Below are 24540 nucleotides of genomic sequence, written 5' to 3'. Positions count from 1 at the left end.
CGGACCATCGCTCCCTGTCTAGCGTCGCGCCGGACGGTGCCGCACGTTCTCGAAGAGGGGTGGCCATCCCGTGAAGTTCAACCTGTTCATGCTCCCGACGATTCCGGGGTCGCTGGCGGACCGTGAGCGGCTCCGTCCCATCGCGCGCAACAGCGACCGCTGGCAGATGATGCTCCACGAGGTGCGCGAGCTCGCGATCCTCGCGGACGAGCTGGGCTTCGATTCGGTGGGGACCACCGAGCACCATTTCCACTCGGAGGGGCTCGAGGTATCGGTGGCGCCGCTCCTGCTCTACGCCGACCTGGCGGTCCGCACCAAGCGCATCAAGTTCATGCCGAACTCCATCGTGCTTCCGGGCAACGACCCGATCCGCGTCGCCGAGCAGATGGCGTACCTGGACCACCTGACGAAGGGCAGGTTCCTCGCCAGCTTCGCCCGCGGCTACCAGTCGCGGTGGGTGAACATCCTCGGTCAGCAGATCGGCGTCGAGGCGGCCACCATGGACGGCAGCGACGTCGACAAGCACAATCGCGCGGTTCACGAGGAGTACCTCGACATCATCATCAAGGCGTGGACCGAGGATCTGCTGCGCTACAAGGGCCGGTTCTACGAGGTCCCGAGCCCGTACGAGAAGGGCATCTCCCCGAAGCAGTGGCCGGTGAGCGAGCTGACCGCGAAGTACGGGGCGCCGGGCGAGATCGGCGAGGACGGCTACCTGCGTGGCGTGTCGGTGTGCCCGGCGCCATATCAGCGGCCCCATCCCCCGCTGTTCCAGGCCTTCGGCATGAGCGGCTCGACGATGACCTACACGGCCGAGCGCGACATCATCCCGATGATCCTCACCTCGTATCCGGACAACTTCCGGGCCCTGTGCGAGACCTACCGCGACCACGCGGCCCTGCACGGGCGCGAGCTCCGGCTCGGGGAGAGCGTCGGGGCGATGCGTTCCATCACCATCCATCCCGATCGTCAGCGCGCGCTGCAACTCGTCGAGGACGGCGGCTACTTCGTCTTCGACCTCTATTTCGGCGGGTTCGGGTTCTGGGACGCCTTCCGGATGCCCGGCGACGAGGAGAGATGGCCGAAGGGCAAGTCGCTGATCCCGAAGTCCGAGTGGACCATGGATCGCTTCACCAGGTCGAAGTACGCCATCGCCGGTACGCCCGACGAGGTCAAGCGCGATGTCGAGGCGCTTCACCGTGTGCACGCCGACGGTCAGCTCGACTGGCTGACCCTGCTGTTCGACCAGGGCGTCATGTCCCTCGACGACGCCAAGCAACAGCTCGAGTGGTTCGCCGAGCACATCATCTCGGAGTTCGGGGAGACCGGTCCTGACGCCGACGAGCCGGCCGCCGCGGTCGCGGCCCGCTGACGACCGCGGGCCCGGTCATGAGCTTGCCCGTTGTCGACGCGCACCTGCATCTGTGGGACGTCGGGCGGACGCGCTATCCGTGGATGGAGGACCCGCACCTCGGCGAGACCCTGCGGCAGGACTACCTGGTGTCCGACTTTCGCCGCGACGCCGCCGATGTCGCCGTGCTCGCGACCGTGCATGTCCAGGCGGAGGTCGATCACGCGATAGACCCCGTCGAGGAGACCGCATGGCTCGCAGGTCTGGCGGCCGCGTCCCCCGAGGATCCGGTGCCGACGGTCTGCGTCGGGTATGCCGATCTGCGCGACCCCCGCCTCGACGAGGTGCTCGACCGCCATCAGGAGCACGAGTTCTTCCGCGGCGTCCGCCAGGAGGCGTGGTACGACCCCGACTCGACCCGGGCGGACATCCTGACGTTCAACCTGCTCGAGGACCCCGCCTGGGAGGCCGGCCTGCGGCGGCTGAGCGACCGGGGGCTGTCGTTCGACCTCCTCGTCTTCAGTCATCAGCTCGAGCTCGCAGCCGATGTGTTCTCGCGTCTTCCCGAGCTGACCGTGATCCTCGGGCACACCGGCGTGCCGACGCCGGAGATCGATGACGGACTGCGGGAGTGGCGCAGCGGTCTGCGCCGCTTCGCCGAGCGCGTCCCCAACGCGGTGATCAAGGTCTCCGGGATGTCGTTCATCTCGGGGGGCGGGCCGTGGGAGGTCGCGGCGATGCGGCCGATCGTCCGCGAGGCGATCGACATCTTCGGACCCGACCGATCGCTGTTCTCGAGCAACTGGCCGGTGGAGCGCATGGCCACGACCTATGCAACGTTGTGGAGGTCATACGACGAGATGACGGCGGATCTCAGTCCGTCGGAGCGCTCGGCGCTCTTCGTCGAGACCGCCGCCAGGGCCTACCGCGTGCCCCTGCCCGCGCCCGAGCACGCATAACCGCTGCGCTCGGCCCCGTCGCTGCCGCCACACGTCCCCGCGCACTACCTCCGTTCGGAGGTGGTCACCGCCATCGGCGCGGATCTACCGTCCCGGAAGGGATGAGGAGGAGACTGTGAGCGACGGGTCTGACGCGACGCCCAAGACCGCCAGCGAGCGCAGCGCCGGCCGCGCGCGGCTGCGGGTCACGCCACTCACCGTGATCACCGGCGCGGTCATCGTGCTGCTGGCGGTCTCCCAGTTCTTCGTCACGAGCAACTTCTTCAAGCTCGCGTCGCTGTCGACCCTGACCCCCCTGATCGGGATCATGATCATCGTCGCCACGGGTCAGGCGTTCGTGGTCAGCACCGGCGGCATCGACCTCAGCGTCCCCGCCGTGATGACCCTGATGGGCTCGATCGTCCTCAAGGAGTCCGCCCAGCAGAGCGACAACCTGCCGAAGGCGCTCCTCACCTGCGCCGTGGTGTGCGTGGTCATCGGACTGCTCAACGGTGTGCTGGTCGAGATCCTGCGCCTCAACGCCCTCGTCGTGACCCTCGCCGTGGGCCAGCTCGTGTTCGGGGCGATGCGCCTCTATCGCGGCGACGTCCTCACCTTCACGAACGTGCCGAGCAACCTCTCCGACGCGGCGGGCGCCGACCTGGGCGGCGTCAGCTACCTGTTCATCTTCGCGATCCTCTTCGCGCTCGCGTCCACCTTCTTCCTGCATCGCATCGTTCCCGGGCGCCGTCTCGTGGCGAGCAGCGCCGCGGCCCGCGCCGCGACGCTTGCCGGGGTACGGGCGCGCAGCTACCGGGTCTTCGCCTATGTGCTCGCCGCTCTCGCCTACGGCATCGGCGGCGTGCTGGCCGCGGGTCAGGTCGGCACTCCGGACCTGACACTCGGCGATCCCTATCTGCTCTCCAGCGTGGTCGCCGTGGTGCTCGGCGGCGCGGTGCTCACCGGTGGGCGGGTGAGCCCCGTGGCGACGCTCCTGGGCGCGGTCTTCATCACCGTGCTCGACTACGACCTGCGCGTCAAGGGCTACTCGGCCGGGGTCCGCCTGATCGTTCAGGGAGCCGTCCTCGCCCTCGGCCTCTCGCTGGTCTTCGTCATTCAGAACCTGCCACGGATCCGGCAGGGGTACCGCTCGCTCCGGCCCGGAAGTCCTGACGGCGCTCAGGCAACCACCACCTAACCGAAAGGCAGACCTTCGCATGCTTCGAGATCGGACCTCCAACGCGCGCCGGCCCCGCCGGCTGCTCGCGTTGACGGTTGCCTGTGCCGCGCTGTTGGCCCTGCTCGTCGTCGCCGGCTGCGGGTCGTCCAACGGCTCGAGCACCAGCACCGGCGCAAGCACGTCCTCCGGCGGCGGTGCCACGACGAGCGGCGGCTCGCAGACCACGGCCGCCGTGTCGGACGCGCAGGTGCAGAACACCGTCAACACCGCCATGAACACCGACACGGTCACGGCGAGCTCGCTGCCTCCGATGCTTCTGGACTACTTCAAGCGGGCGACTGCGGTGCCTGATGCGGCCACGCAGGCCAAGGCCTACGCCTGCTGGCAGGCGAACACCTGCACGGTCGGCAGCGGTGACATCACGCTGGGAATCGCTGACGGCTTCGGGGACAACACCTGGCGCAAGTTCTCGAAGATGAACGCGATCCTCGAGGCGCTGACGTATCCGGAGATCGGCAAGATCATCTCCACCAACGCGCACGGGGATCTGGCCAAGTTCCAGTCCGACCTGCGCAGCCTCACGGCTCAGGGCGCGAAGGCGATCGTCTCGTACAACGACTTCGGACCGGCGGCGTATTCCGCGTTCACCGCGGCGCAGCGGAGCGGAGCGGCGGTCTCGACCTACGTCGGGCCCGGTGACGGCGCGCCGACCTCGGCCATCACCACGCGTGTCCAGCCGGACATCTGCCAGGCGGGCAAGACGATGGCGCAGGCCACGAAGGACGCGGTCGGCAGCGCGCCGGTCGCATACTTCTCCGGGACCCCCGGCAACCCGCAGGACGCGGGCTGGCAGAAGTGCGCCACGGAGGCGGGCACGAACGCCATCTTCAAGGCGGACACGAGCTGGACGCCCGCGGGTGCCCAGAAGGCGACGTCCGCACTGATCGCCTCCGGCAAGCCGGCGAAGGCGATCCTCTACAGCTACTCCAACCCGGTTCCGGTCATGGTCAAGACGTACAACAAGGCCAACAAGCCGGTCCCGGCCATCATCACGTGGACCCAGGACAACGGCACGTCCTGCCTGTGGAAGAAGCAGCAGTTCAAGCTGTACCAGACGAACGCGCTCAACTGGGCGGCCGGCGCCGCGGTCGACGCGTCGATGGCGAAGGCGATGGGCAAGGATGCGCCGGCCGAGCTCATCTATCCGTTCCCGTTCACGCAGGCCAAGGCGTCCGACTGCGCGCCGGGCAAGCCCGCCGACTTTCCGGGGGCCTCGTCGCTGGTGCCGGATTCGCTGACGGCGAAGATCCTCGGGGGCTAGGCGCCTCTGAGCCGCAGGGGCTTGGTGGGGCGCCCGGCGCGCCTCACCAAGCAGCTCGTCAAGCCCAACGCCATACCGATGAAAGTGTCGCAAGAGAGCGAGAACCTGGTGAGCAAGACCGTCCCGACCGGCCGCCCGGATGCGGTTGCCTCTGGACCGTCCACCGACGCGCGGCTGCCGCTCGTGGCCAAGGGGATCTCCAAGAGCTACGGCGTGGTCAGGGCGCTGCAGCAGGGCGACTTCGAGCTGCGCCGCGGTGAGGTTCACGGGCTGGTGGGCGAGAACGGATCGGGCAAGTCGACCTTGGTCGGGATCGTCAGCGGCACCGTCAGACCCGACACGGGCACGGTCGAGATCGATGGTTCGTCCTGCACCAGGCACACGCCGTGGGAGTCGCAGCGCCACGGCGCGTTGACGGTCTTCCAGGACGGGTCGGTGCTCACCGACCTCACCGTGGCGCAGAACCTGTATCTGGGGACGCCCGTGAGCCAGCGTCCGGCCTATCGCAGGGTCGACCAGTGGGCGAGCGAACGGGTGCGTGACTTCGGCCTCGACCGGATCCCGGTGACCGCGTTGGCCGACACGCTGTCGCCGGGTGACCGCCAGTTGCTGGAGATCGCTCGGGCGCTGATGGCGAAACCCGCCGTGCTGCTGCTCGACGAGGCGACATCCGCGCTGGACGCCGCGGGGGTCGCCATCGCGCTCGATCTGATGAGCAGAGCGGCCGCGGACGGCTGTGGCGTCGTGTTCGTCACACATCGCCTCTCCGAGGTGTTCCGCGTCGCGGATCGCATCTCGGTCCTGCGCGACGGGATCTGGCAGGGAACGTATGGACGGGACGAGGTCGACACCAACCGGCTCGTCGAGCTCATGGCCGGCACGAGCGTGGACGTCGAGTTCCCCGACCGGGCCCGTCCCGACGAGATCGGCGAGCCGCTTCTCGCCGCCAGCGAGCTTCGGGGCATCGGATACGGCCCGGTCGATCTCGCCATCCGCGCCGGGGAGATCGTCGGCATCGCCGGCGCGGACGACAACGGCCAGCTCGAGCTGCTGCGCGGCCTGGCCGCGATCGACGTGCCCGACGGCAGGCTGGACGTCAAGGGATCGCCGGTCACGAGCTTCGGGCAGAGCGTCGGCGCCGGCGTGGCGCTGCTCTCCAGCGACCGTCGCCGGGAGTCGCTGTTCCAGTCGCTGGCCATCCGGGAGAACCTGGTGGTCGGCGTCCTGGGCAAGCTCTCCACCGCGGGGGTCCTCAGCTGGGCGAAGGAGAAGGGCCAGGTCCGCGAGAGCGTCGACACCTTCGGCATCCGCCTCGGCTCAGCCGAGGACCCGATCACGTCGCTGTCGGGCGGCAACCAGCAGAAGGTCGCGCTCGGACGCGTGCTGGCGACCGAGCCGGACGTCCTGCTCATCGACGAGCCGACCCAGGGCGTCGACGTCCGCTCGCGCATCGACATCTACCACATGCTGCGCGACAGCGCGAAGCGCGGGCTCGCGGTCGTCCTGGTGTCGTCCGACGCCTCCGAGCTGGCCGGGCTCTGCGATCGGATCCTCGTCGCATCGCGCGGCGTGATCGTCGCCGAGCTGCCTGGGGCCACGGCGACGGAGGAGCGCATCGTCGAGGCGTTCGCGGTCGAGTCCGATCGCAGCGGCGAGGACGCGGCGGCGGTCAGGACGGCGGCTGCGGAGACCGTCGTGCCCGAGGCGGCCAAGCCGCCCGGCGCGCTGCGTCAGCTCGTGCGCAACCACCCCGAGGCCATGCGGCTCGGTCTGCTCGTCCTGATGCTCGTCGCGCTCGGCGCGTACACGCAGAGCCGCAACGACACGTTCCTCACGTCGGCGAGCCTGTACAACGTCCTGCTGTTCGCCCTGCCTCTCGCGGCGGTCGCCGCCGCGGAGTTCGCGGTCATGTTCGTCGGTGGCATCGACGTGTCCGTCGGCGCGCTCATGGGCGTCACGGTCGCGCTGCTGTCGTTCATCGTCACCACCACCTCTCTGATCGGCGGCCTGGTGGTATCGATCCTCGTCGCGATCGGGGTCGGCATCGTCGTCGGCTCGGTCAACGCGACGCTCGTCGAACGCGTGAGGATCTCCCCCGTCATCGCCACGATCGCGACGTTGGGCATCCTGCAGGGCATCGGGTTGCTGCTGCGCCCGACGGCGGCCGGATCCATCAGCCTCGATCTGACCAACGGACTGACCAGCAAGATCAGCTTCATCCCGTGGCCCATGGTCGTCCTGGCGGTCCTGTTCCTCATCGCCGACCGGCTGCTGCGTTCCACGGGGCAGGGGCTGAGGCTCCGCGCGACGGGTCTGAACCCGCAGTTCGCCTACCGGCTCGGCGTCAACGCTCCCCGTCTGCGCTCGCTCTCCTACGTGGTCTGCAGCATCCTCGCGGCGTTTGCCGGCATCCTTCTCGCGGGCCAGGTGGGCGTCGGCGACTCGACCGTCGGCAATCAGTACACGCTGCTGGCCATCGCGGCGCCGATCCTCGGCGGCGCGAGCCTGCTGGGCGGCCGGGGCACGTTCATCGGCTGCATGCTCGGCGCGATCCTGCTCGCCATGGCTCAGACGATGCCGACGACCCTCGGTCTCGGCGACGGTGCGAGCTTCATCCTGACGGGTGCGCTGACGCTGATCGCCCTGCTCATCTACACGACGGGCGCCGCCAAGGCGGCCAGGACGTACGGCCGCACGATCGTGCGCAAGGTCATGCCGTCCCGCCGCTCCTCGCCCGCCGCTGGATGACCGATTCCGCGCCGTCCCCCAGTACGGTCGGAGGGCTGCTGATCCGCCGGCTGACCGGACTCGACGAGCAGGTCTGCCGGCTGCTGCGCGATCGCAACGTCTGCACCGTCTGCACCACGGCCCCCGACGGCAGCATCCACGCCCTCCCGGTATGGGTGGACACCGACGGCCGCGAGGTCGTGCTCAACTCGGTCCGTGGGCGGGCCTGGGTGCGCAACGCCGAGCGCACCGGGCGGATCACCTGCAACGTGGTCAACCTCGCGAACCCCTACGAGTTCGTGGAGATCCGGGGCCGCGTCTCCGCGCCCACGCGCGACGGCGCCGACGAGCACATCAACGAGATGGCCCGGAAGTACATCGGCGCCGACGAGTACCCCTGGATGGATCCACAACAGCCTCGCGTGGTCCTGCGCGTGACGCCGGAGAAGGTGGTGCACATGTACCCGGGCGACCCTGAGCTCGAGGGCTCGTAGGATCCACCGCCAGTACCTCCGATCGGACGTGTTGCACCCCTCGAGCCGTCCGTACGCTTGAGCATCACCTGTCTCGTCGGCCATGCGCCTCCGGCCGACGCAAACCCGATTGGAGGGACAGAGTTGTCGGAGAACGGGCACTCTCAGCCGTTTCGGATCCGGGCGGCGAAGCACGAACCGGTCGCGCCGCGTGATTCGGCGCTACCCAGTCGCGACCTGCAGTTCGATGTCGAGACGGACGTCGTCGTCGTCGGCGGCGGGTGCGCCGGCCTGGCGTCCGCCCTGTTCACGAGCTGGCTCGGCAACGACGTCATCCTGCTCGAGAAGGCTCCCGAGGTCGGGGGCACCACCATCAAGTCCGCCTTCATCTACTGGGTGCCCAACAACGGCTTTCTCCAGGAGCAGGGTCTGGAGGACCGCGAGGAGGACTTCCTGCGCTACGTCGCGCGCATCTCGCGGCCGGAGAAGTATGACCCCGACCATCCGACCCTCGGCCAGAGCGAGCTCGAGTACTCGCTCTACAAGGGGATCTACGAGAGCGCGTGGCCGGCAGCCAAGCTCCTGTCCGACCGCGGCGCGCTGCCGGCGCGCCACGCCCCGCACTGGACGGACTACTGGGCGAACCTCGAGGAGGACAAGGTCGCGAACGCTCGCCACCTCACGCCCGACGGTGTCAACGAGGACGAGACGGACGGCGGCCAGATCGCGATCCGGGGCATGACCAAGGCGGCGAACGAAGCGGGCGTCGACATCCGGACCGGCCATCGCGTCCAGCGGCTCATCGCCACCGACGACAACGAGGTCGTCGGCGTGGTGGCGACCACGGTCGACGGTGAGACGCTCCGCGTCGGCGCGCGCAAGGCGGTCCTGTTCGGCACCGGCGGATTCACGCACGACAAGGAGCTCCGCGACAACTTCCTCGCGGTGCCGGCGATCGGCGGCTGTGCGGCGCGCAGCAACGAGGGCGACTTCGTGCGCATCGGCTCGGCGATCGGCGCCGAGCTCGGCAACATGCAGTACGCGTGGCGCTGCGCCGTCAACGTGCAGTGGGTCGCGGAGAAGGATCCGCACATGTCCGGAACGTTCGCCGTGGCCGGCGACTCGATGATCCTCGTCAACTACAAGGGCGAGCGCGGCTTCAACGAGAAGCTGCCCTACAACGAGCTGATCCAGCGCATGTACGACTGGGATCCGCTCAACTGCGAGTTCCCCAACCGCGTCATGGTGCAGATCTGGGATCAGTACTCGCAGGACAACTCGGCCAAGGAGTTCTACGGCAACAGCATCGTGCCCGACGACTCCGATCAGTCGCACATCATCCGGGGCGAGACGCTGGAGGAGCTCGTCACCAACGTCCGTGAGCGCCTGGCGCGTTTCCGGGAGACCACCGGTCCGGTCGAGCTCGTCGACGACTTCCTGCCGCGCCTCGAGCAGACGATCAGCCGCTGGAACGAGATGGCGGACAACGGCGTCGACGAGGACTTCCATCGCGGTGAGCGGGAGGTCGAGCTGACGGTGTTCGGCGGGCCGCTGTCGGAGGAGGCGCAGGCGCGCAAGAACCCGGTCATGCGCCCGTTCGACGCGCAGGGCCCGTACTACGCCTCGCTGCTCTCGGGCGGCACGCTCGACACCAAGGGCGGACCGCGCATCAACGCCTCGGCGCAGGTGGTCGACCATGCCGGCCAGCCGATCCGAGGTCTGTACGGAGTCGGCAACTGCGTCGCGTCGGCGGCGGCGCGCGCGTACTGGGCCGGTGGCGGGACGCTCGGGCCGATGATCGCGATCGCCTACCGGGCGGCGCAGGCCATCAGCGAGGAGCCGTCGCGCAGCATCGCGCCGGCCAAGCCCGCCGTGGCCTGAAGCCGGAGGCGAGCATGCGGCAGCGGCCGCTCGGTCTCGGGACCGGGCGGCCGCGCGCCGCCCGCTCGCTTCATGGTCAGGCGGCGTCGGTGCGGATGATGGTCCAGATCACGATGGCCGGCTCGTCGCCGATGGTCCAGAAGCGATGCGGGATCGTGCAGTCGGTCACGATCGAGTCACCGGGGTCGAGCACGTACGTCTGCTCTCCCACCTGGGCGCCGAGGCTGCCGCTCAGCACGAGGCCGTACTCGCGGCCGTTGTGCTGCATCAGCGCCCCCGGGGGCGAGGACGATCCGCCGACGTCGTACCGCACGTAGAGGAACGTCACGTCCGGGTCCACGTCCGGGGTCAGGCGTTCCCAGCGCACGCCGCCGGCGAGGTCCACGATCGGGCGGTCGGTTGCTCGCAGCACCCATCCGCCGTGCCATGCGCGGGACGCCGGCGGCTGCGGCGGGGCGGCGGACCCGAGCTCGCCGACGTCGCTCGCAGGGACCGGCTCTGCGTCCTCGGTCTCCGCGAACAGGTCGTCGAGCGAGAGCCCGAGGGCGGAGACGATCGCCAGCAGCGTCCCGACGGACGGGTTGGCCTTGCCGTTCTCGATCTGCGAGATGAAGCTCGGTGAGACGTCGACGAGCCGTGCGAGCGCGCGTACGCTGAGCCCGGTCTGCTGGCGCTTGGCTCGCAGTCGGCTCGTGACGAAGTGGGGAACCTCTGCCAGTCCCTCGGAGTCGTTCGGTCTGTGCGATGACACGGGCGCTCAGCAAAGGTATTGCGGCCGTCCGTGCGGCGCGTACCTCCGAATGGACCGTTCGTCTACGGCCCGCTCGGCCGTGTGCTCGTCCCCCGCGCCACGGTGAGCGCGTCGACGGCGGCGGTCATCATCGACTGCAGATCCCGGTGAGCGGCGACGAACCGGCATCCCGCGCGGACGTACTCGTCGACACGCTGGGGACTTGGCGCCAGGGAGCCCATGGCGACCCCCGCGTCACGGCACGCCCGGGCGATCTCCCGCACCGATGCGTCGTTGACCTCGCTCGTGAGGGTCTCACCGGGCGACCCGCCGAGCGAGATGCCGAGATCCGCCGGTCCAACGAGGATCCCGTCCACACCGGGGACCCGCGCGATCTCCTCGACGTGCTCGACACCGGCGCGGGTCTCGACCATCACGATGCAGGCGGCGCGCATGTCGCCGTCGCGGACTCCGACGCCGGGATCAGCCAGCGACGGGCGGATGGGTCCCCAACTGCGGACCCCGTCGGGCGGATACCGGCAGGCGGCGACCGCTCGCGCCGCAGCGTCGGCGCTCTCGATCAGGGGCACGATGACGCCGTGCGCGCCGGAGTCGAGCGCCCGGCCGATCGCTCCCTGGTCGTTCGTGGAGACGCGCACGATCGACGGCGTGCCGGAGATGGCCAGCGCCTGCAGCATCGACAGCATCCCCGTGTAGCCGATCATGCCGTGCTGGGTGTCGATGCCGACCCAGTCGAATCCCACGTGACCGATCGCCTCGGCGACCAGCGGGCTCTCGAGCTGCAGCCAGGCTCCGAACAGCGGCTGATCGGATGCCAGCGCAGCTCTGAACTGCGGCGGCGCCGTCCCGGTGCGCGCGATCGCCATGGGGGTCAGAGGAGCCGCGCCGTCGGGCTCAGGTCGAGCCCCAGGCGATCCCGGCCGTAGTGGACTCCGTACACGTCCCAGGAATGGCCGGGGTGATGCGACCCCGCGTGGACGTCACGGTGGAAGCGCTGGATCGGCGCCTCGGCGTACAGCCCGGACGCCCCGCTCGCGTCGAAGAGCCGATTGATCGCGCGCACCGTGAGCGTCGACGCGTATGCGCGGTCGCGGGCGTACACCAGGCGGTCCGACAGCACGGGCAGGTTGCCCGACCGCGCTCGCTCAAGCATGTCCTGGACGGAGCGCTCCGACAACAGGAGCGCCGCGTCCAGCTCGGCGGCCGACTCGCTCAGCCGCAGTTGGACGGCGGGCTCGTCGGCCGGCCGGTTGCCCGCGATGCTCGTGGCCCCGGATCGGAGCTTGCCCTCGAACGCCTCCAGGGCGCCGGCGACCATGCCCATCGTGGCGTACGTGAGGCTGAGCGTCACGAGAGGCCAGATCGGCAGCGCCGACGAGGGTCGATCGGATCCGGCGTCGCGGACCTCGGTCAGGTACTCCGCCGTGACCACACGATGGTCGGGCACGAACGCCTCCGCGATCGCGATGTCCTTGCTCCCCGTCCCCTGCAGGCCGGAGACGAACCATGTGTCGACGATCTCCAGGTCGTCGCGTGGCACCATCAGGAACCCGAGCTTGCGCTCCGGCAGCACGGCGCCGAGCATCAGCCAACGCGCGTTGTCGCAGCCGCTGGCGGCATTCCATCGCCCGCGGACCCGATAGCCGCCGTCTGCCGGCTCGACCTTCGCCCCGGCCGGGTTGAACGCCGACGAGCACAGCACGCGGCCGGTGGCGTCGAAGTACTCGCTCTGGAACTCCTCGGGCCACAGCCCGGCCATCCAGTTGTGCTGCGTCCAGACCGCGTGACACCACGCCACGGATCCCGAGGCGCGTCCCAGCTCGTACGTCGCCGCGAGAAGGGCGTCGTATTCGCCCTCGCCGCCGAACCGCCAGGGGTTCGCCGCGCTGAGCAGCCCGGCGGCATGGAGGCGATCGACGATATGAGGGTCAAGCCGGCGCGCGTCGTCGATCTCCCTCGCACGCTCCGACAGGTCCGGCACCAGGTCCGCGGCTCGTTGCCGGAGGGCCTCCTTGACCGCAGCGCCGTCCGTCGCGGTCGCTCCTCTCGTGGTCGTCACGCTCGCGTCCTCATCTTCCGTTTCGTGTCGATGACATTCCAGCTGCGGCCACCGTCGCCGTAGCCCTCGCATCCGTCGGTGGTGACCGCCACCGTGTCCTCGAGCTTCACGTAGCCGAGGCGTGGGTGGGCCAGCGTGGTCTCGATCGAGACGGCCATGCCCGCCTCGAGCGGGAGGTCACGGTGGGCGGCCGGATAGCGATGCGGGTTGGCGGTGCCCTGCGCCAGGCGCGGCGCCTCGTGCGAGACGAGCCCGATCCCGTGGGCCACGAAGGCGATGTCGGCGCCGAACGGGCTGTCGGAGACGGCCTGGTCGGCGGCGTCGTAGATCGCCGACCCGATCGCGCCGGCCCGGATCGGCTCGCGCGCCGCCATCTGGACGAGATCGACCGCCTCGAGCGCATGGACATGATCCTCATCGGGCTCGCCGACGATGGCCATGCGAGCCAGGTCGCCGATGTAGTCCTCGAGCTTGCCCGCAGAGTCGAGACTGATCGTCAGCCCGCGTTCCAACGGGCGATGCGACGGCGTGCGGTTGCCGTCGGTGCCCAGGGCGATGAACGTGAACAGGAACTCGACGTGGCGTCGCAGCTGCTCCTCGTTCATCCACCCCTCCAGGTCGACCGCCGTATCGCCGGCTCCGGCGCGCGCGAACACCGCGAGCATGGAGTCGACGGTGCGCTCCGACGCCTCGCGCAGGAGCCGCAGCTCGTGCGGCCGCTTGACCGCCCGCAGGTGCTCGAGCACCGGCACGGCATCGACGAACCGCGCGGCGGTCAGCGAGTCCGCGATCGGGCGGTAGGCCTCGACCGACAGGAAGGGTGCCTCGATGCCGATCGTGCCGCGCGTGAGGCCCCGCGAGCGCAGCGCGTCCACCACCAGCGCCCCCGTCTGCGTGCCATCGGTGGTGACCGCGCGAACGTCGGCGACCCAGATCGGATGTAGCGCCAACGGGTCGCGGTCCATCCAGCTGCCGACGAAGAACGCCTGCTGCGGAGCGCCCGCGACGTACCCGACCACCGGCTGGTAGCGGCTCAGGCCCAGGGACTCCTCGTTCGCGTAGTAGTGATGGCGGTAGCCGCCGAGCATGTACCGGACGTTGTGGCGGGCGCTGATCAGGAGGACGTCGATGCCGGCATCGCGCATCGCCCGGTCCAGCCGCTCGGCATCGAACGGCAGGGCGCCCGCGCCGCGGTCGTCGCCGGCGGGTGCGGGTCCGGGAGCTCCCGGTGGCTGGACATCGATGCTCATGGCGGGAGGCGCTATGGGCGCGACCAACGGTGCTCGATCGGCTCCCACACCGTCCGCACCCGCGTGAGCTCGAGCTGCTCGATCAGCCAGCGCCCGTCGACGCGGCGGTAGCGCTCGCGGTAGTGCCCGTAACCCTGGAACAGCTCGTGGCCGTAGTCCAGGCAGTCCCACATCGCCCACAGCCCGGTCGCCGTGTCGGCACCGGTCAGCTTCACCTGCGGGTCGTGGCCGTGGTGCACCGTCACGCAGTTCGCGAGATGGCTCTCGAACGCTTCGGCGGCGGCCGGGCCTCCGTTGAACAGGAACGCGTCGTCGCCGAGCCCGGCACGTTGCTCCGGGTCGCGCACCTGGTGCTGGATCTCCCCGCGGAAGTCGAGGACCGCGCGGTCGGTGAAGAGCGCGGCCCATGCGGGCCAGTCCTTCTCGTCGAGCGTCTGGAAGTAGCGAGCCCGGACCTGCTTGATCTGCTCGATCGCAAGCAGGGCCTCGGCCGGGTCGAGGCCGCCGTCGATGGCCGCTGTCGCGTCGTCGCTCACGTCGTCCTCTCAGTCGATCAGGGTGATCCCGTCGGTCACCTGCGTGCGAAACTAACGGGGGCGCCGTTGTGCCGAAACCTCCGACCGGAGGTACCACGTCCTGGGCTTCGACCCACCCGGGCCGGCTCGACCGGCCGCTTGACAAGCGCGGCGCTCGGGCGGGACCCTGCGACCAGCCGTGGACCGCATCCTCACGACCCACGCGGGGAGCCTGCCGAGGCCCGACGACCTCGTCGAGCTGGTCTGGGCGCGCATGGACGGCCAGGACGTCGACGAGGACGCTCTCGAGGCCCGGATCGCGGCCGCCGTCGACGAGGTCGTCCGCAAGCAGCGCGAGGCCGGCATCGACGTCGTCAGCGACGGCGAGATGAGCAAGCCCGGCTTCAGCACCTACGTCGAGGAGCGCTTCACCGGGTTCGCCGGCCGGTCCGAGTTCCAGGCCGACGACGTGGCGCCGTTCCCGAACCTCGCCATGCGGCTGTTCGCGACGGACTCCATGGCGCACGTCGTCTTCTCCAACTGCGTCGGGCCGGTGGAGGTCAAGGACCCGGACGCGGTGACGCGCGACATCGAGCACTTCCGCCGCGCGCTGGGCGACGCTCCGCCGGCGACCGCGTTCATGGGCGCGATCAGCCCCGGTCAGATCGCGTTCAACTACCCCAACCAGCACTATCCGTCGCACGAGGCGTACCTCGAGGCGCTCGCCGGCGCACTGCGCCACGAGTACCGCGCGATCACGGACGCGGGCTTCAACCTGCAGATCGACTCGCCGGACCTGGCGATGGCGGCGCACTGCCGCTCGGTCGGCAGCTCGATCGAGAGCTGGGACACGCACCTCCCGCTGGCGATCGACGCGCTCAACCGCGCGCTGGAGGGCATCCCGCCCGAGCAGGTGCGCCTGCACGTCTGCTGGGGCAACTACGCCGGCCCGCACCACTGCGACATCGGCCTGGACCGGATCCTCCCCGACGTCCTGAAGGCGAACGTCGGCACGATCTACCCCGAGGGCGCCAACCCCCGCCACGAGCACGAGTGGGCGGTCTTCAAGGACGTCGCGCTGCCGGACGGCATGCGGGTCATCCTCGGGACGATCGACACGAAGTCCAACTACGTGGAGCACCCGCGGGTCGTCGCGGGGCGGCTCACGCGGCTGGCGAACGTCATCGGCGCGGAGCGCGTCGTCGCGGGCACCGACTGCGGGTTCGACACGTTCATCCGCTTCTCCCAGGTCGATCCCGGGGTTGCGTGGCTCAAGCTGCGCGCGATGAGCGACGGCGCCGAGCTGGCCTCGCAGCAGCTGTTCTGACCGCGGCCGCCGGGCTCAGCCGCCGCCGGCGCCGCGCAGCAGGCCCTCGAGGGACATGATGCGGCGCAGGATCGCCAGCGACGCGGCGTAGGTCGAGTCCATGCCGTAGTAGGACAGGCCGCGGGCGCCGAGGGTGCGGGCCTGCGTGTACGGCGTGTCCGAGGCGTAGTGGATCACGCCGAAGTCGATCGGCAGCTTGGCGAAGTTCACCGCCTCGCCGACCGGATAGCGGTCGAGGTCGGCGATCTCGTAGACGGCGTTGCAGAACGGGCCAGCCTCCATCTCGACCACCGTGAACGCCTCCCGGTAGTAGAAGTCGAGGTACTCGCGGTTCTGCAGGAACGTCGACTTCACCGTGACGGCCCGCTGGTTGTCCAGGCCGGAGCCGAACAGCAGGAACGGCGCGATGTCGTCGAACGAGAACGCGTTGTCGAGCCAGTACGTCGAGCGGGAGTGCTCGTCGTGGACGACGTCGGAGATGAGGACGTCGCCGACGTCGGCGTTCAGCGTCGCCGCCTTGCCGAGGACGTACACGCCGGCGAGCGTGTCGGTCGACTCGCCGATCTCGCGCAGGATGTTGTAGGCCCCGACGCCGAGCGGATAGTCGATGTTCACGATCACCGCGTCGGCGGTGGCGAGGCGGCCCGCGTCGACGTCGGCCAGGCGCGGGTCGAGCGCCTCGGGGTCCAGGAGGCGCGGATCGAAGACCTGCGCGGAGACCCGGACGGCGGTGCTGCTCGGGATGTGGGCGACGCCGAGGCGCCGCTCGCGTGTGCGGCGCTCGTCCCACGTCGGAGCGCTCTCGGGGTATGCGCCGAAGAACTCGCGCGCCGTGAAGTACAGGAGGTTGTCCCACGAGCCGCGCGTGCGCCCCGAGCGCAGCTTGCCGAGCTCGGCGCGGAGGTCGGCGGGGCCGTCGTGCTCGAGCCAGTCGACGATCTCGTCCTCGTGCGCGCGCGCCGCGCCGGTCAGCAGGTTGACGAGCGAGTGCGTGTTCGAGGAGACGAGGTACAGGCGGCGCTCGAGCAGGCCCCGCTCGTGCAGGCAGGCGAGGATCGGCGACCACCAGCGCCGCGTGACGCGCCCGTAGCCCACCTCGCTGCCGCTGAGCATGCGGATGCGCAGGTCGAGCTCGCGGGTGCCGACCTCGCCGAGGAACGTCCGCAGGTCGCCGTCCCACGCCTCCGCGATGCGCGCCCAGTCGTCCGCGCCGCCGCCGAGGAGCTCCGCACACCACGCGGCGTCGACCGCCTCGGGGAGCTCGAGGCCCGCGACGCGGTCGTGCAGCTTGTTCCACTCGATCTGGTAGGCGACGAGGGTCGGGATGAGGTCGTCGAGATCGGAGCCCGAGGCGATGAGAACGCCCAGCAGGCCGCTGCCGTCGCGGTGCCAGCGCCGCCGCCGCGCGGGCGCCTCGACCGCCTCCATGGCGTCGAGGTCGCCGAGCCCGGCGCGCTGGAACGCGATCGCGTCCTGGCCCATCGCGACGAGGCGGGCGCGCCACACGTCGCTCGGCAGGCGGTGGGTCGCGTAGAGGAACGCGCCGAGGTCCGGATCGTCGGACGCGGCGCCGGCGTGCAGGCTCGACTCCATCGCCCGGTGCGATGGCTCGAGGACGCGCAGCAGCGTCTCGCCGGAGGAGCGCAGCAGGGTCGAGTAGGTGCGGTGGTAGAGCTCGACCTCGTCGGAGACGCGCTCGGCGAGCTCGCGGAGCGACCGGCGCTGGCGCGGGGCGGGCATGACAGGCCACAGGTTGGCAGGCCGGCGCGCCGCAGGTAAGGGGGGCGGCCCCGGTCGCACTAACCCCGGCATGCACCACAGCGAGACCCAGCGCCGTCTCGCCGTCGCGGTCGCCATCGTGACGTGCGCCTCCAGCGCCGGCGCCCACGCCGGGCTCTTCCCCGCGCACCTTCGCGAGGCGCCGGCCCTCGGCTGGTCGTTCGCCGTGTCGGTCGTCGCGCTCGTGGCGGTGGCCGGCATCCTGACCGCCCGGCCGGACCTCCGGCCGGGGGCGCTGCTCGCGGCGCTGCTGCTCGGCGCCCTGATCGCCGCGTGGGTTGCCGCCACGACGACCGGCCTGCCGGGCCTCCAGCCCGATCCGGAGCCGGTCGACGCCGTGGCGGTGGCGACGAAGTGCGTGGAGGCGGTCGGCCTCGCGTTCGCCCTGGTGCTGGTCAAGCCGGACGGCGGCCGCCGGTCGCCGACGATCGAGGAGGAACCACGATGAACCACCCTGCCGTTGGACCGAGCCGCCGCGTCACCGTGGCGCTCGCCGCCGCCGTCGCCCTGCTGAGCATGATCGTCGTGCTGGCGTCGTCCGGGGCGGGCGAGGGGCACGCGGCGGACGGACACGGGCACGCGACGGCCCCACGGGGGATGTCGACCGCCAAGCAGGCGGCGTTCCAGGACGCCATGCGCAAGCTCTGGGAGCAGCACGTCACCTGGACCCGGCTGGCGATCGTCAGCTTCGCCGCCGGCAACCCCGACCTGCCGATGACGGAGGAGCGGCTGCTGCGCAACCAGACGGACATCGGCAACGCCGTCAAGCCCTACTACGGCCGCGCCGCCGGTGAGCGGCTGACCGTCCTGCTCAAGGAGCACATCACCGGAGCGGTCGCGCTCCTGCAGGCGGCCAAGGGCGGCGACGACGCCCAGATCGCGAGCGCCAAGGCGGCCTGGTATGCCAACGGGCAGGAGGTCGCCGACTTCCTGAGCGCCGCCAACCCGCACAACTGGCCCCGTCAGGCGGTGCGGTCGATGATGAGGACGCACCTCGACCAGACGCTCGACGAGGCGGTCGCGCAGCTCACCGGCGACTACGCCGCCTCGATCCGGGAGTACGACGCGATCGAGGACCACATCCTCGAGATGGCCGACACGCTGTCGGGCGGGATCGTCGCGCAGTTCCCGCGCCGGTTCCGCTGAGGACGACGCGGGGCGGCGGGCCACGTGGGCCCGCCGCCCGGCAGGTCGGCCGCTCAGGCGCGGGCGGGCAGTCGCCGCGGCGCCGGGCGGGGCAGCATCCGGTACGTGAACGCGAACACGATCGGGGCGGTGAGCGCGCCGAGCAGCGCGAGCATCCAGCCCGATCGCCCGTCGGTCCCGGCGCCCACGACGTGGACGAGAGCCAGCACGTAGACGGCGAGCGTCCACCGGTGCAGCCAGCGCCAGGTCTTCGTGCCGATCCAGCGCCGCACGTAGAAGCTCAGGCCGAGGATCGTCGCCAGCCAGCCGCCGACGATGCCCAGCCCGGTCCACATCGGGCGGTAGCCCATCTGGAACGGCAGCAGCACGCCCTCGAGGCCGGGCCGCAGGAAGCCGTCGCCGAGCAGCAGGCCGCCGTGGGCGGCGATGAGGGCGAGCGTGACGAGCGTCGAGGCCTCGTGGAAGCGCTTGAGCTTCGCGGGCAGGCCGGGTCGCCGCCCGAGCCGACCGGACATCGCGAGGCCGAGGGCGACGGAGACGCCGAGCAGGACGATCGCGACGATGCCGGTCGAGCGGCTGGCCAGCCAGAAGACCTGCTGGAGGGGGTCGCCGGTCATGCCGCCCGCTCCTCGGCGCGCGGGGCCGGCTCGCCGAGCGGGCCGGCGAGCAGCACGCTGCCGTCGTCGAGCACGAGCGCGCCGCCCCGGGCGGCCAGCAGCGACCGGCCGGCGGCCGGCCCGCGCAGCAGCGCCGTCTTGGCGAGCGTCTCGGCCTCGAGCGCGGTCGGCGCCAGCGCCGTCGCCTGGATGACGCCCGTCCAGGCCGGGCGGCCGCGGCCGGGGTCGATGAGGTGGTGGGCGAAGCCGCCGGGCGTGCGCCAGATCCGCGTGCGCAGGCCGCTCGTCGCGACAGCGCCGGCGGCCAGCTCGAAGCGGTGGGCGACGCCGTCGTGCAGCGGGTGGGCGATCTCGACGGTGCGCGCCTGCGCATCGCGGCCGCCGAGACGCAGGTCGCCCCCGGCGTCGACGGCGAAGCTCGGCTGCGTTGCCAGCATCGCCGCCGCGACGTCGACCGCACGGCCCTTCGCCGTCCCGCCCAGGTCGAGCCGCACGCCCGCGGGCAGGCGCACGCGGCGCGCGGCCGGATCGACGGCGATGCGCCGCCATGCGGCGCCGGGCCGCGCCAGGGCGGTGCGCCGCGCCGGCGCGGCGGCGAGCGCCTCCGCCAGCGGGGCGGGGGCGACGCCGGCGCGCGATGCGCCATAGCCGGCGCGCTCGAGGAGATCGACGACCGTCGGGTCGACGAGCCCGCGGCTGCGGCGGGCCGCCTCGAGCGCGTCCTGCACGGCGCCGAGCAGGGTCTCGGAGACCTCGGCCTCGATGCCGGCCGCGGCGTTCAGCCGGGACAGCTCGCTGGCTGGATCGAAGCGCGTCAGCAGACGATGCAGCCGCTGCAGGCGGGCCTGCACGCGCGCCGCCGCGACCTGGGCGTCCAGCGGGGACGGGCCGGCGACGAGCAGGCGCACCTGCGTGCCGAAGAGGTCGAAGCGGTGGTCGTGCTCGGGTGTGGTGATGGGCGGGCTCATGAGGTCTTCGTGGTGACGGGTGCCAGGGCGGCCGCCGCCTGGCTGCTGTGCTTGCCCGATGTCGTGGTGGTGGTCGCCGCCGTCGGGGACGGTGCGGGCGGCGCCGTCGCCGCGTGGCGGGTGGCGAGCGCGTTCATGGTCAGTCCCGACCACACGAGAGCGACGGCGGTGACCGAGGCGCCGGCCACGCGGGCGATCGTGCGCCGCAGCGAGGGCCGGGCGCCGCGCGGCGCCGGCGGCGGGCGGTCAGGGGTGAGCCGGGGGCGATCGGGGTCAGTCATGCTCGGGCTCTCCGTGCGCGTCGTCGCCCCATGCCGCGGACGGCTGCGCCGGGTGCGACAGGTCGGTTGCGGGGGCGGCCGGGACGGCGACCGCCGCGGTCGGCGGCGTCGCCGGCCCGACGGACGAGGCGTGCGTGGCGAGCCCCGCCGCCGAGATGGAGGCGAGGAACATCGCCGTGACGCCCGCAGCGACGCGGATGCGCTTCTTGTCGGTCATGGCGGTCATGGCGCCATCGTGCGTTCGCGCGGCAAGACCGCCGTAAGCCCCAGGTCAGAAGCCTCTTACCTTCCGGGCAGGGACCGGATCGCCGCTTAGCATGGGCCTCGCCATGCGGATCCTGGTCGTCGAGGACGAGCGCACGCTCGCCGGCTTCATCGAGCAGGCCCTGCTGGCCGAGGGCTACGCGGTGACGCTCGCCCACGACGGCCCGGGCGCCGAGATCGAGGCGCTCACCGGCGACTACGCGCTCGTGCTGCTCGACGTGATGCTGCCCGGCAGGAGCGGCCTGGACGTGCTCGACGCGATCCGCGCGCGCAAGCCGGAGCTCCCGGTCATCGTGCTCACGGCGCGCGGGGCGATCGAGCAGAAGGTCGAGGGGCTGGACCGCGGCGCCAACGACTACGTGACGAAGCCGTTCTCGTTCGAGGAGCTGCTCGCCCGCGTGCGCGCCCACCTGCGCGCGCCCGGCCAGCGCGAGGCGTCGGTGCTCGAGGTCGGCGACGTCCGGCTGGACCTGCGCACGCGCCGGGTCGAGCGCGACGGCCACGAGGTCCGCCTCACCGCGCGGGAGTTCGAGCTGCTGGCCTACCTCGCCAGGCACCCCGACCAGGTGCTCTCGCGCGAGCAGATCCTCAACGCTGTCTGGGGCTTCGACTTCGACCCTGGCACGAAGGTGCTCGAGGTCTACATCGGCTACCTGCGCCGCAAGCTCGGCGAAGGCGAAGGCGAAGGCGAGGGCGACGGCGGCGGGCCGATCGAGACCGTGCGCAACGTCGGCTACCGGCTGCGCGTGCCCCGTGCGTAGGGTCCTGCCCTCGGGCCTGCGCGCGCAGCTCGCGCTCGCCATCGCCGTGATCACCGCGCTCGCGCTCGGGCTGAGCTTCCTCGCCGTGTACAGGGGCACGGGCGCGCGGCTGCAGGACGGCATCGACCGCGACCTGCGCACCCAGGTGAGCGAGTGGGACCAGCTGCGCCGGGGCGCGCCGCTCGACACGCCCGCCGACGTCCAGCGGCTCGGCCGGCGCTTCATCGCCGCCCAGCGCTACCACCCGGCGTCGCGCGTGTTCGTCGTCGACGCCGCCGGCGGCCGGTCGGTGACGAACGATCCGCGGATCCTCGAGCAGGAGACCCAGCGGGAGGCGGGCCACGACACCGAGGAGGACGGCCTGCTCGGTGCGCCGGAGGGGCTGTCGACCGAGCAGGTGGAGGAGGCGGGCCGGATGCGCGTGCTCACCCGCGCGATCGAGCAGGACGGCCGGCGGGTCGGGACGCTGCGCATCGCGGACCCGCTCAGCACCGTCGACGAGGCGCAGGACAGCTTCCTGCGCACGTTCGCGCTCGTCGGGACGCTCGCGCTGGTGCTCGCCGTGCTCGCCGGGATCGGGATCGCCACCGTCATCGCCCGCCCCCTGCGGCGCATGGCGCGCGTCGCCGCCGACGTCGACGCGGGCGACCTCTCCAAGCGGACCGGCGAGGCGTCGGCGGGCGGCGAGGTCGGCGTGCTGGCCAGCGCGTTCGACCGCATGCTCGACCGTCTGGAGCGCGCCTTCGCCCGCCAGCGCGACTTCGTGTCCGACGCCTCCCACGAGCTGCGCACGCCGCTGGCGGTGCTGCGCGCCCAGGTCGAGCTGCTCGACCGCGAGTCCGGCGGCGCGCAGCGCCACGAGGCGACGGCGACGCTCCTGGGTCGGCTCGACGAGATGGACCGGCTCGTGTCCGACATGCTCACGCTGGCCGGGGCCGAGGCGGGCCGGCTGGTCGAGCCGCGGCCGATCGATCTCCAGGACTTCTTCGAGGACCTGCGCCGCGACCTGCCGCTGTTCGGCGAGCGGCGGTTCGGCGTCGAGCCGGTCGGCGGCATCCTGGTCGCCGACCCCGACCGGCTCACCCAGGTGCTGCGCAACCTCGTGCGCAACGCGGTCGCCCACACGACCCCGGACGATGCCGTCAGCGTGCAGGCCCGCGCGGCCGGCGGGCGGCTGCAGATCGCGGTGGCCGACACCGGTCCCGGGATCCCAGCAGAGCATCTCGAGCGCGTCTTCGAGCGCTTCTACCGCGTCGACGAGGGCCGCGCCCGCGACAGCGGCGGCAGCGGGCTGGGCCTGGCGATCGCCCGCGCGATCGTCGAGGCCCACGGCGGCAGCATCCGCGCGGAGTCGCCGCCGGGGGGCGGGACGACGTTCACGGTGGTGCTGCCGGGCTACCAGCCTCCGGGCGGGTCCGGGTAAGCGCTCTCTGACCGGGCGGGTCCGGGTAAGCGCTCTCTGACCGGCCGCTTCCGGGCGGGTCCGGGTAAGAGCTCTCTGACCGGCCGCTTACGGCCGTCTCACCGCGGCCGCGCATGCTGGTCGCATGACCTCGCGCACCACCACCGGCTCGACGGACGGCATCGTCGTCGCGGGCGGCGGCCTCGCCGCCCAGCGCGCCTGCGAGACGCTGCGGCGGGCGGGCCACGACGGGCCCATCCGCGTCGTCTGCGGCGAGCAGCACGCTCCGTACGACCGCCCGCCGCTGTCGAAGGAGTTCCTCGCCGGCGAGCTCGGGCCGGACGAGCTGCGCTACCGGCCCGACGACTGGTACCGCGAGCAGGAGGTCGACCTCCTCCTCGGCGAGCGCGCCGCGAGGCTCGACGCCCACGCCCGGCGCCTCGCGCTCGACGGCGGCGCCGTCCTGCGCTACGACCGGCTGCTGATCGCCACGGGCAGTGAGCCGCGGCGCCTGCCCGGTGTGGCCGGCCGCGACAACGTCCACGAGCTGCGCACGCTCGCCGACGCGCAAGGTCTACGCGAGGCGATCGCCGCGGGCCGCCGCCTGGCGGTCGTCGGCGCGGGGTTCATCGGCCAGGAGGTCGCCGCCGGCGCGACGCGCGCCGGCGCCCGCGTGACCATCGTGGAGGCGGCCGCCGCGCCGCTGGCGGCGATCCTCGGCGAGGAGCTGGGCGGGTGGTTCGCGCGGCTGCACCGCGAGGAGGGCGTCGAGGTGCTGCTCTCGGCGCGCATCGCGCGGCTGCACGGCGGCCGCGGCGTCGAGGCGATCGAGCTCGAGGACGGACGCCGCATCGACTGCGACGCGGTGGTCGTCGGGATCGGGACACAGCCCGCCACCGGCTGGCTGGCGGGCAGCGGCCTCGATCCCGCCGGCGTCCTCGTCGACGGCGCGGGCCGCACCGTCGCGCCCGGCGTGTTCGCCGCCGGCGACGCCAGCCGTCCCTTCGACGCGCGCCTCGGCGTCCACCTGCGCACCGAGCACTGGGAGGCGGCGGCCCGGCAGGGCGCCGCGGCGGCCCGCGCGATGCTCGGCCTGCCCGTCGCCGCGTCGCCGGCTCCGAGCTTCTGGAGCGACCAGCACGGCGTGCGCATCCAGTACGTCGGGCACGCGCACGGCGCCGACGGGATCGAGATCGACGGCGATCCCGGCGCCCGCGACTTCACCGCCACGTTCACCGCCTCGGGCCGGCCGGTCGCCGCGCTCCTGGTCGGGCGTCCTCACGCCCTCCCGGCGCTGCGCCGCCGGCTCGAGGCCCATCACGACGAGAGGACCGCAGCATGACCCTGACCCCCCACATCGACGAACTGGCCTGCGCCGCCCACGGCGACTGCGCGCTGATCGCCCCTGACGTGTTCGCCGTCGACGACATCGCGGTCGTGATCGGCCGCGGCTCGGACGAGCAGGTCCTCGCGGCCGCCCGGGCGTGCCCGGCCGGCGCGATCATCGTCACCGACGACGCGAACGGAGAGGAGGTCTACCCCGGCTGAG

Annotated in this window: 24 protein-coding genes; 14 read left to right on the top strand and 10 right to left on the bottom strand. The window is 71.7% G+C overall.

Annotated elements, in window-relative coordinates; genetic code table 11:
* Positions 1-70 precede the first annotated feature (70 nt).
* The 7 genes from DSM104329_RS27115 to DSM104329_RS27085 all read left to right on the top strand — a co-directional run bounded on the left by DSM104329_RS27115 (position 71) and on the right by DSM104329_RS27085 (position 9871).
* On the top strand, positions 71-1372 hold the full coding sequence (locus DSM104329_RS27115) for an LLM class flavin-dependent oxidoreductase (protein ID WP_259312992.1): 1302 nt from the start codon (positions 71-73) through the stop codon (positions 1370-1372).
* Between the two features lie 17 nt (positions 1373-1389).
* Positions 1390-2310: an amidohydrolase family protein gene (locus DSM104329_RS27110; RefSeq protein WP_259312991.1), complete on the top strand. Its 921-nt coding sequence runs from the start codon at positions 1390-1392 to the stop codon at positions 2308-2310.
* A 115-nt stretch (positions 2311-2425) separates the two neighbouring features.
* A complete protein-coding gene (locus DSM104329_RS27105; RefSeq protein WP_259312990.1) occupies positions 2426-3487 on the top strand; it encodes an ABC transporter permease in 1062 nt (353 codons plus the stop codon).
* A 19-nt stretch (positions 3488-3506) separates the two neighbouring features.
* Positions 3507-4790 (top strand): substrate-binding domain-containing protein, encoded by a 1284-nt coding sequence (locus DSM104329_RS27100; protein WP_259312989.1) that lies wholly within the window; start codon positions 3507-3509, stop codon positions 4788-4790.
* Between the two features lie 108 nt (positions 4791-4898).
* Positions 4899-7538, top strand: coding sequence for an ATP-binding cassette domain-containing protein (locus tag DSM104329_RS27095; protein ID WP_259312988.1), 2640 nt, complete (start codon positions 4899-4901; stop codon positions 7536-7538).
* Positions 7535-8011, top strand: a complete 477-nt coding sequence (locus DSM104329_RS27090; RefSeq protein WP_259312987.1) for a PPOX class F420-dependent oxidoreductase — start codon at positions 7535-7537, stop codon at positions 8009-8011. The genes DSM104329_RS27095 and DSM104329_RS27090 overlap by 4 nt, the downstream gene beginning before the upstream one ends.
* Positions 8012-8134: 123 nt before the next feature.
* On the top strand, positions 8135-9871 hold the full coding sequence (locus DSM104329_RS27085; RefSeq protein WP_259312986.1) for an FAD-dependent oxidoreductase: 1737 nt from the start codon (positions 8135-8137) through the stop codon (positions 9869-9871).
* 76 nt (positions 9872-9947) lie between these two features.
* On the opposite strand, the gene DSM104329_RS27080 is transcribed toward DSM104329_RS27085, so the two are convergent.
* The 5 genes from DSM104329_RS27080 to DSM104329_RS27060 form a co-directional block, all read right to left on the bottom strand.
* Positions 9948-10622 carry a helix-turn-helix domain-containing protein gene (locus DSM104329_RS27080; protein ID WP_259312985.1) on the bottom strand — a complete coding sequence of 225 codons (675 nt, stop codon included), beginning with the start codon at positions 10620-10622 and terminating at the stop codon, positions 9948-9950.
* 62 nt (positions 10623-10684) lie between these two features.
* Positions 10685-11488, bottom strand: a complete 804-nt coding sequence (locus DSM104329_RS27075; protein ID WP_259312984.1) for an HpcH/HpaI aldolase family protein — start codon at positions 11486-11488, stop codon at positions 10685-10687.
* A 5-nt stretch (positions 11489-11493) separates the two neighbouring features.
* Positions 11494-12681: an acyl-CoA dehydrogenase family protein gene (locus DSM104329_RS27070; RefSeq protein ID WP_259312983.1), complete on the bottom strand. Its 1188-nt coding sequence runs from the start codon at positions 12679-12681 to the stop codon at positions 11494-11496.
* Positions 12678-13931, bottom strand: a complete 1254-nt coding sequence (locus tag DSM104329_RS27065) for a M24 family metallopeptidase (RefSeq protein ID WP_259312982.1) — start codon at positions 13929-13931, stop codon at positions 12678-12680. The genes DSM104329_RS27070 and DSM104329_RS27065 overlap by 4 nt, the downstream gene beginning before the upstream one ends.
* Before the next feature lie 11 nt (positions 13932-13942).
* A complete protein-coding gene (locus DSM104329_RS27060; RefSeq protein WP_259312981.1) occupies positions 13943-14467 on the bottom strand; it encodes a nuclear transport factor 2 family protein in 525 nt (174 codons plus the stop codon).
* Between the two features lie 178 nt (positions 14468-14645).
* On the opposite strand from DSM104329_RS27060, the gene DSM104329_RS27055 reads away from it, so the two are divergent.
* Complete coding sequence (locus DSM104329_RS27055; protein ID WP_259312980.1) at positions 14646-15773, top strand: cobalamin-independent methionine synthase II family protein; 1128 nt, start codon at positions 14646-14648, stop codon at positions 15771-15773.
* A gap of 15 nt (positions 15774-15788) precedes the next feature.
* Here DSM104329_RS27055 and DSM104329_RS27050 read toward each other — a convergent pair whose 3' ends face one another.
* Complete coding sequence (locus tag DSM104329_RS27050; RefSeq protein WP_259312979.1) at positions 15789-17513, bottom strand: DUF6909 family protein; 1725 nt, start codon at positions 17511-17513, stop codon at positions 15789-15791.
* 70 nt (positions 17514-17583) lie between these two features.
* Here DSM104329_RS27050 and DSM104329_RS27045 point away from each other — a divergent pair, with 70 nt between their 5' ends.
* Both DSM104329_RS27045 and DSM104329_RS27040 read left to right on the top strand, forming a co-directional pair.
* Entirely contained in the window at positions 17584-18000 is a 417-nt protein-coding gene (locus tag DSM104329_RS27045; RefSeq protein WP_259312978.1) for a hypothetical protein, read from the top strand.
* Positions 17997-18698, top strand: a complete 702-nt coding sequence (locus tag DSM104329_RS27040; protein WP_259312977.1) for a hypothetical protein — start codon at positions 17997-17999, stop codon at positions 18696-18698. Before DSM104329_RS27045 ends, DSM104329_RS27040 begins: the two co-directional genes overlap by 4 nt.
* 53 nt (positions 18699-18751) lie before the next feature.
* Here DSM104329_RS27040 and DSM104329_RS27035 read toward each other — a convergent pair whose 3' ends face one another.
* The 4 genes from DSM104329_RS27035 to DSM104329_RS27020 are packed head-to-tail and all read right to left on the bottom strand — an operon-like array spanning position 18752 to position 20790.
* Positions 18752-19315, bottom strand: coding sequence for a ferric reductase-like transmembrane domain-containing protein (locus DSM104329_RS27035; protein WP_259312976.1), 564 nt, complete (start codon positions 19313-19315; stop codon positions 18752-18754).
* Positions 19312-20283 carry an FAD:protein FMN transferase gene (locus DSM104329_RS27030; RefSeq protein ID WP_259312975.1) on the bottom strand — a complete coding sequence of 324 codons (972 nt, stop codon included), beginning with the start codon at positions 20281-20283 and terminating at the stop codon, positions 19312-19314. The genes DSM104329_RS27035 and DSM104329_RS27030 overlap by 4 nt, the downstream gene beginning before the upstream one ends.
* Complete coding sequence (locus tag DSM104329_RS27025) at positions 20280-20564, bottom strand: hypothetical protein (RefSeq protein ID WP_259312974.1); 285 nt, start codon at positions 20562-20564, stop codon at positions 20280-20282. Before DSM104329_RS27025 ends, DSM104329_RS27030 begins: the two co-directional genes overlap by 4 nt.
* Positions 20557-20790, bottom strand: a complete 234-nt coding sequence (locus DSM104329_RS27020) for a hypothetical protein (protein ID WP_259312973.1) — start codon at positions 20788-20790, stop codon at positions 20557-20559. The genes DSM104329_RS27025 and DSM104329_RS27020 overlap by 8 nt, the downstream gene beginning before the upstream one ends.
* A 103-nt stretch (positions 20791-20893) precedes the next feature.
* Here DSM104329_RS27020 and DSM104329_RS27015 point away from each other — a divergent pair, with 103 nt between their 5' ends.
* From DSM104329_RS27015 to DSM104329_RS27000, 4 genes are all read left to right on the top strand, one after another.
* On the top strand, positions 20894-21589 hold the full coding sequence (locus tag DSM104329_RS27015) for a response regulator transcription factor (RefSeq protein ID WP_259312972.1): 696 nt from the start codon (positions 20894-20896) through the stop codon (positions 21587-21589).
* On the top strand, positions 21582-23012 hold the full coding sequence (locus DSM104329_RS27010; RefSeq protein WP_259312971.1) for a sensor histidine kinase: 1431 nt from the start codon (positions 21582-21584) through the stop codon (positions 23010-23012). Before DSM104329_RS27015 ends, DSM104329_RS27010 begins: the two co-directional genes overlap by 8 nt.
* A gap of 124 nt (positions 23013-23136) precedes the next feature.
* On the top strand, positions 23137-24333 hold the full coding sequence (locus DSM104329_RS27005; protein ID WP_259312970.1) for an NAD(P)/FAD-dependent oxidoreductase: 1197 nt from the start codon (positions 23137-23139) through the stop codon (positions 24331-24333).
* Positions 24330-24539: a ferredoxin gene (locus DSM104329_RS27000; protein ID WP_259312969.1), complete on the top strand. Its 210-nt coding sequence runs from the start codon at positions 24330-24332 to the stop codon at positions 24537-24539. The genes DSM104329_RS27005 and DSM104329_RS27000 overlap by 4 nt, the downstream gene beginning before the upstream one ends.
* Position 24540 lies beyond the last annotated feature (1 nt).

It is taken from the genome of Capillimicrobium parvum, from assembly GCF_021172045.1.
GTDB lineage: Bacteria > Actinomycetota > Thermoleophilia > Solirubrobacterales > Solirubrobacteraceae > Capillimicrobium > Capillimicrobium parvum.
The sequence above is the reverse complement of the archived record's forward strand: the minus strand, read 5'-3'. Positions and strand labels throughout refer to the sequence as shown.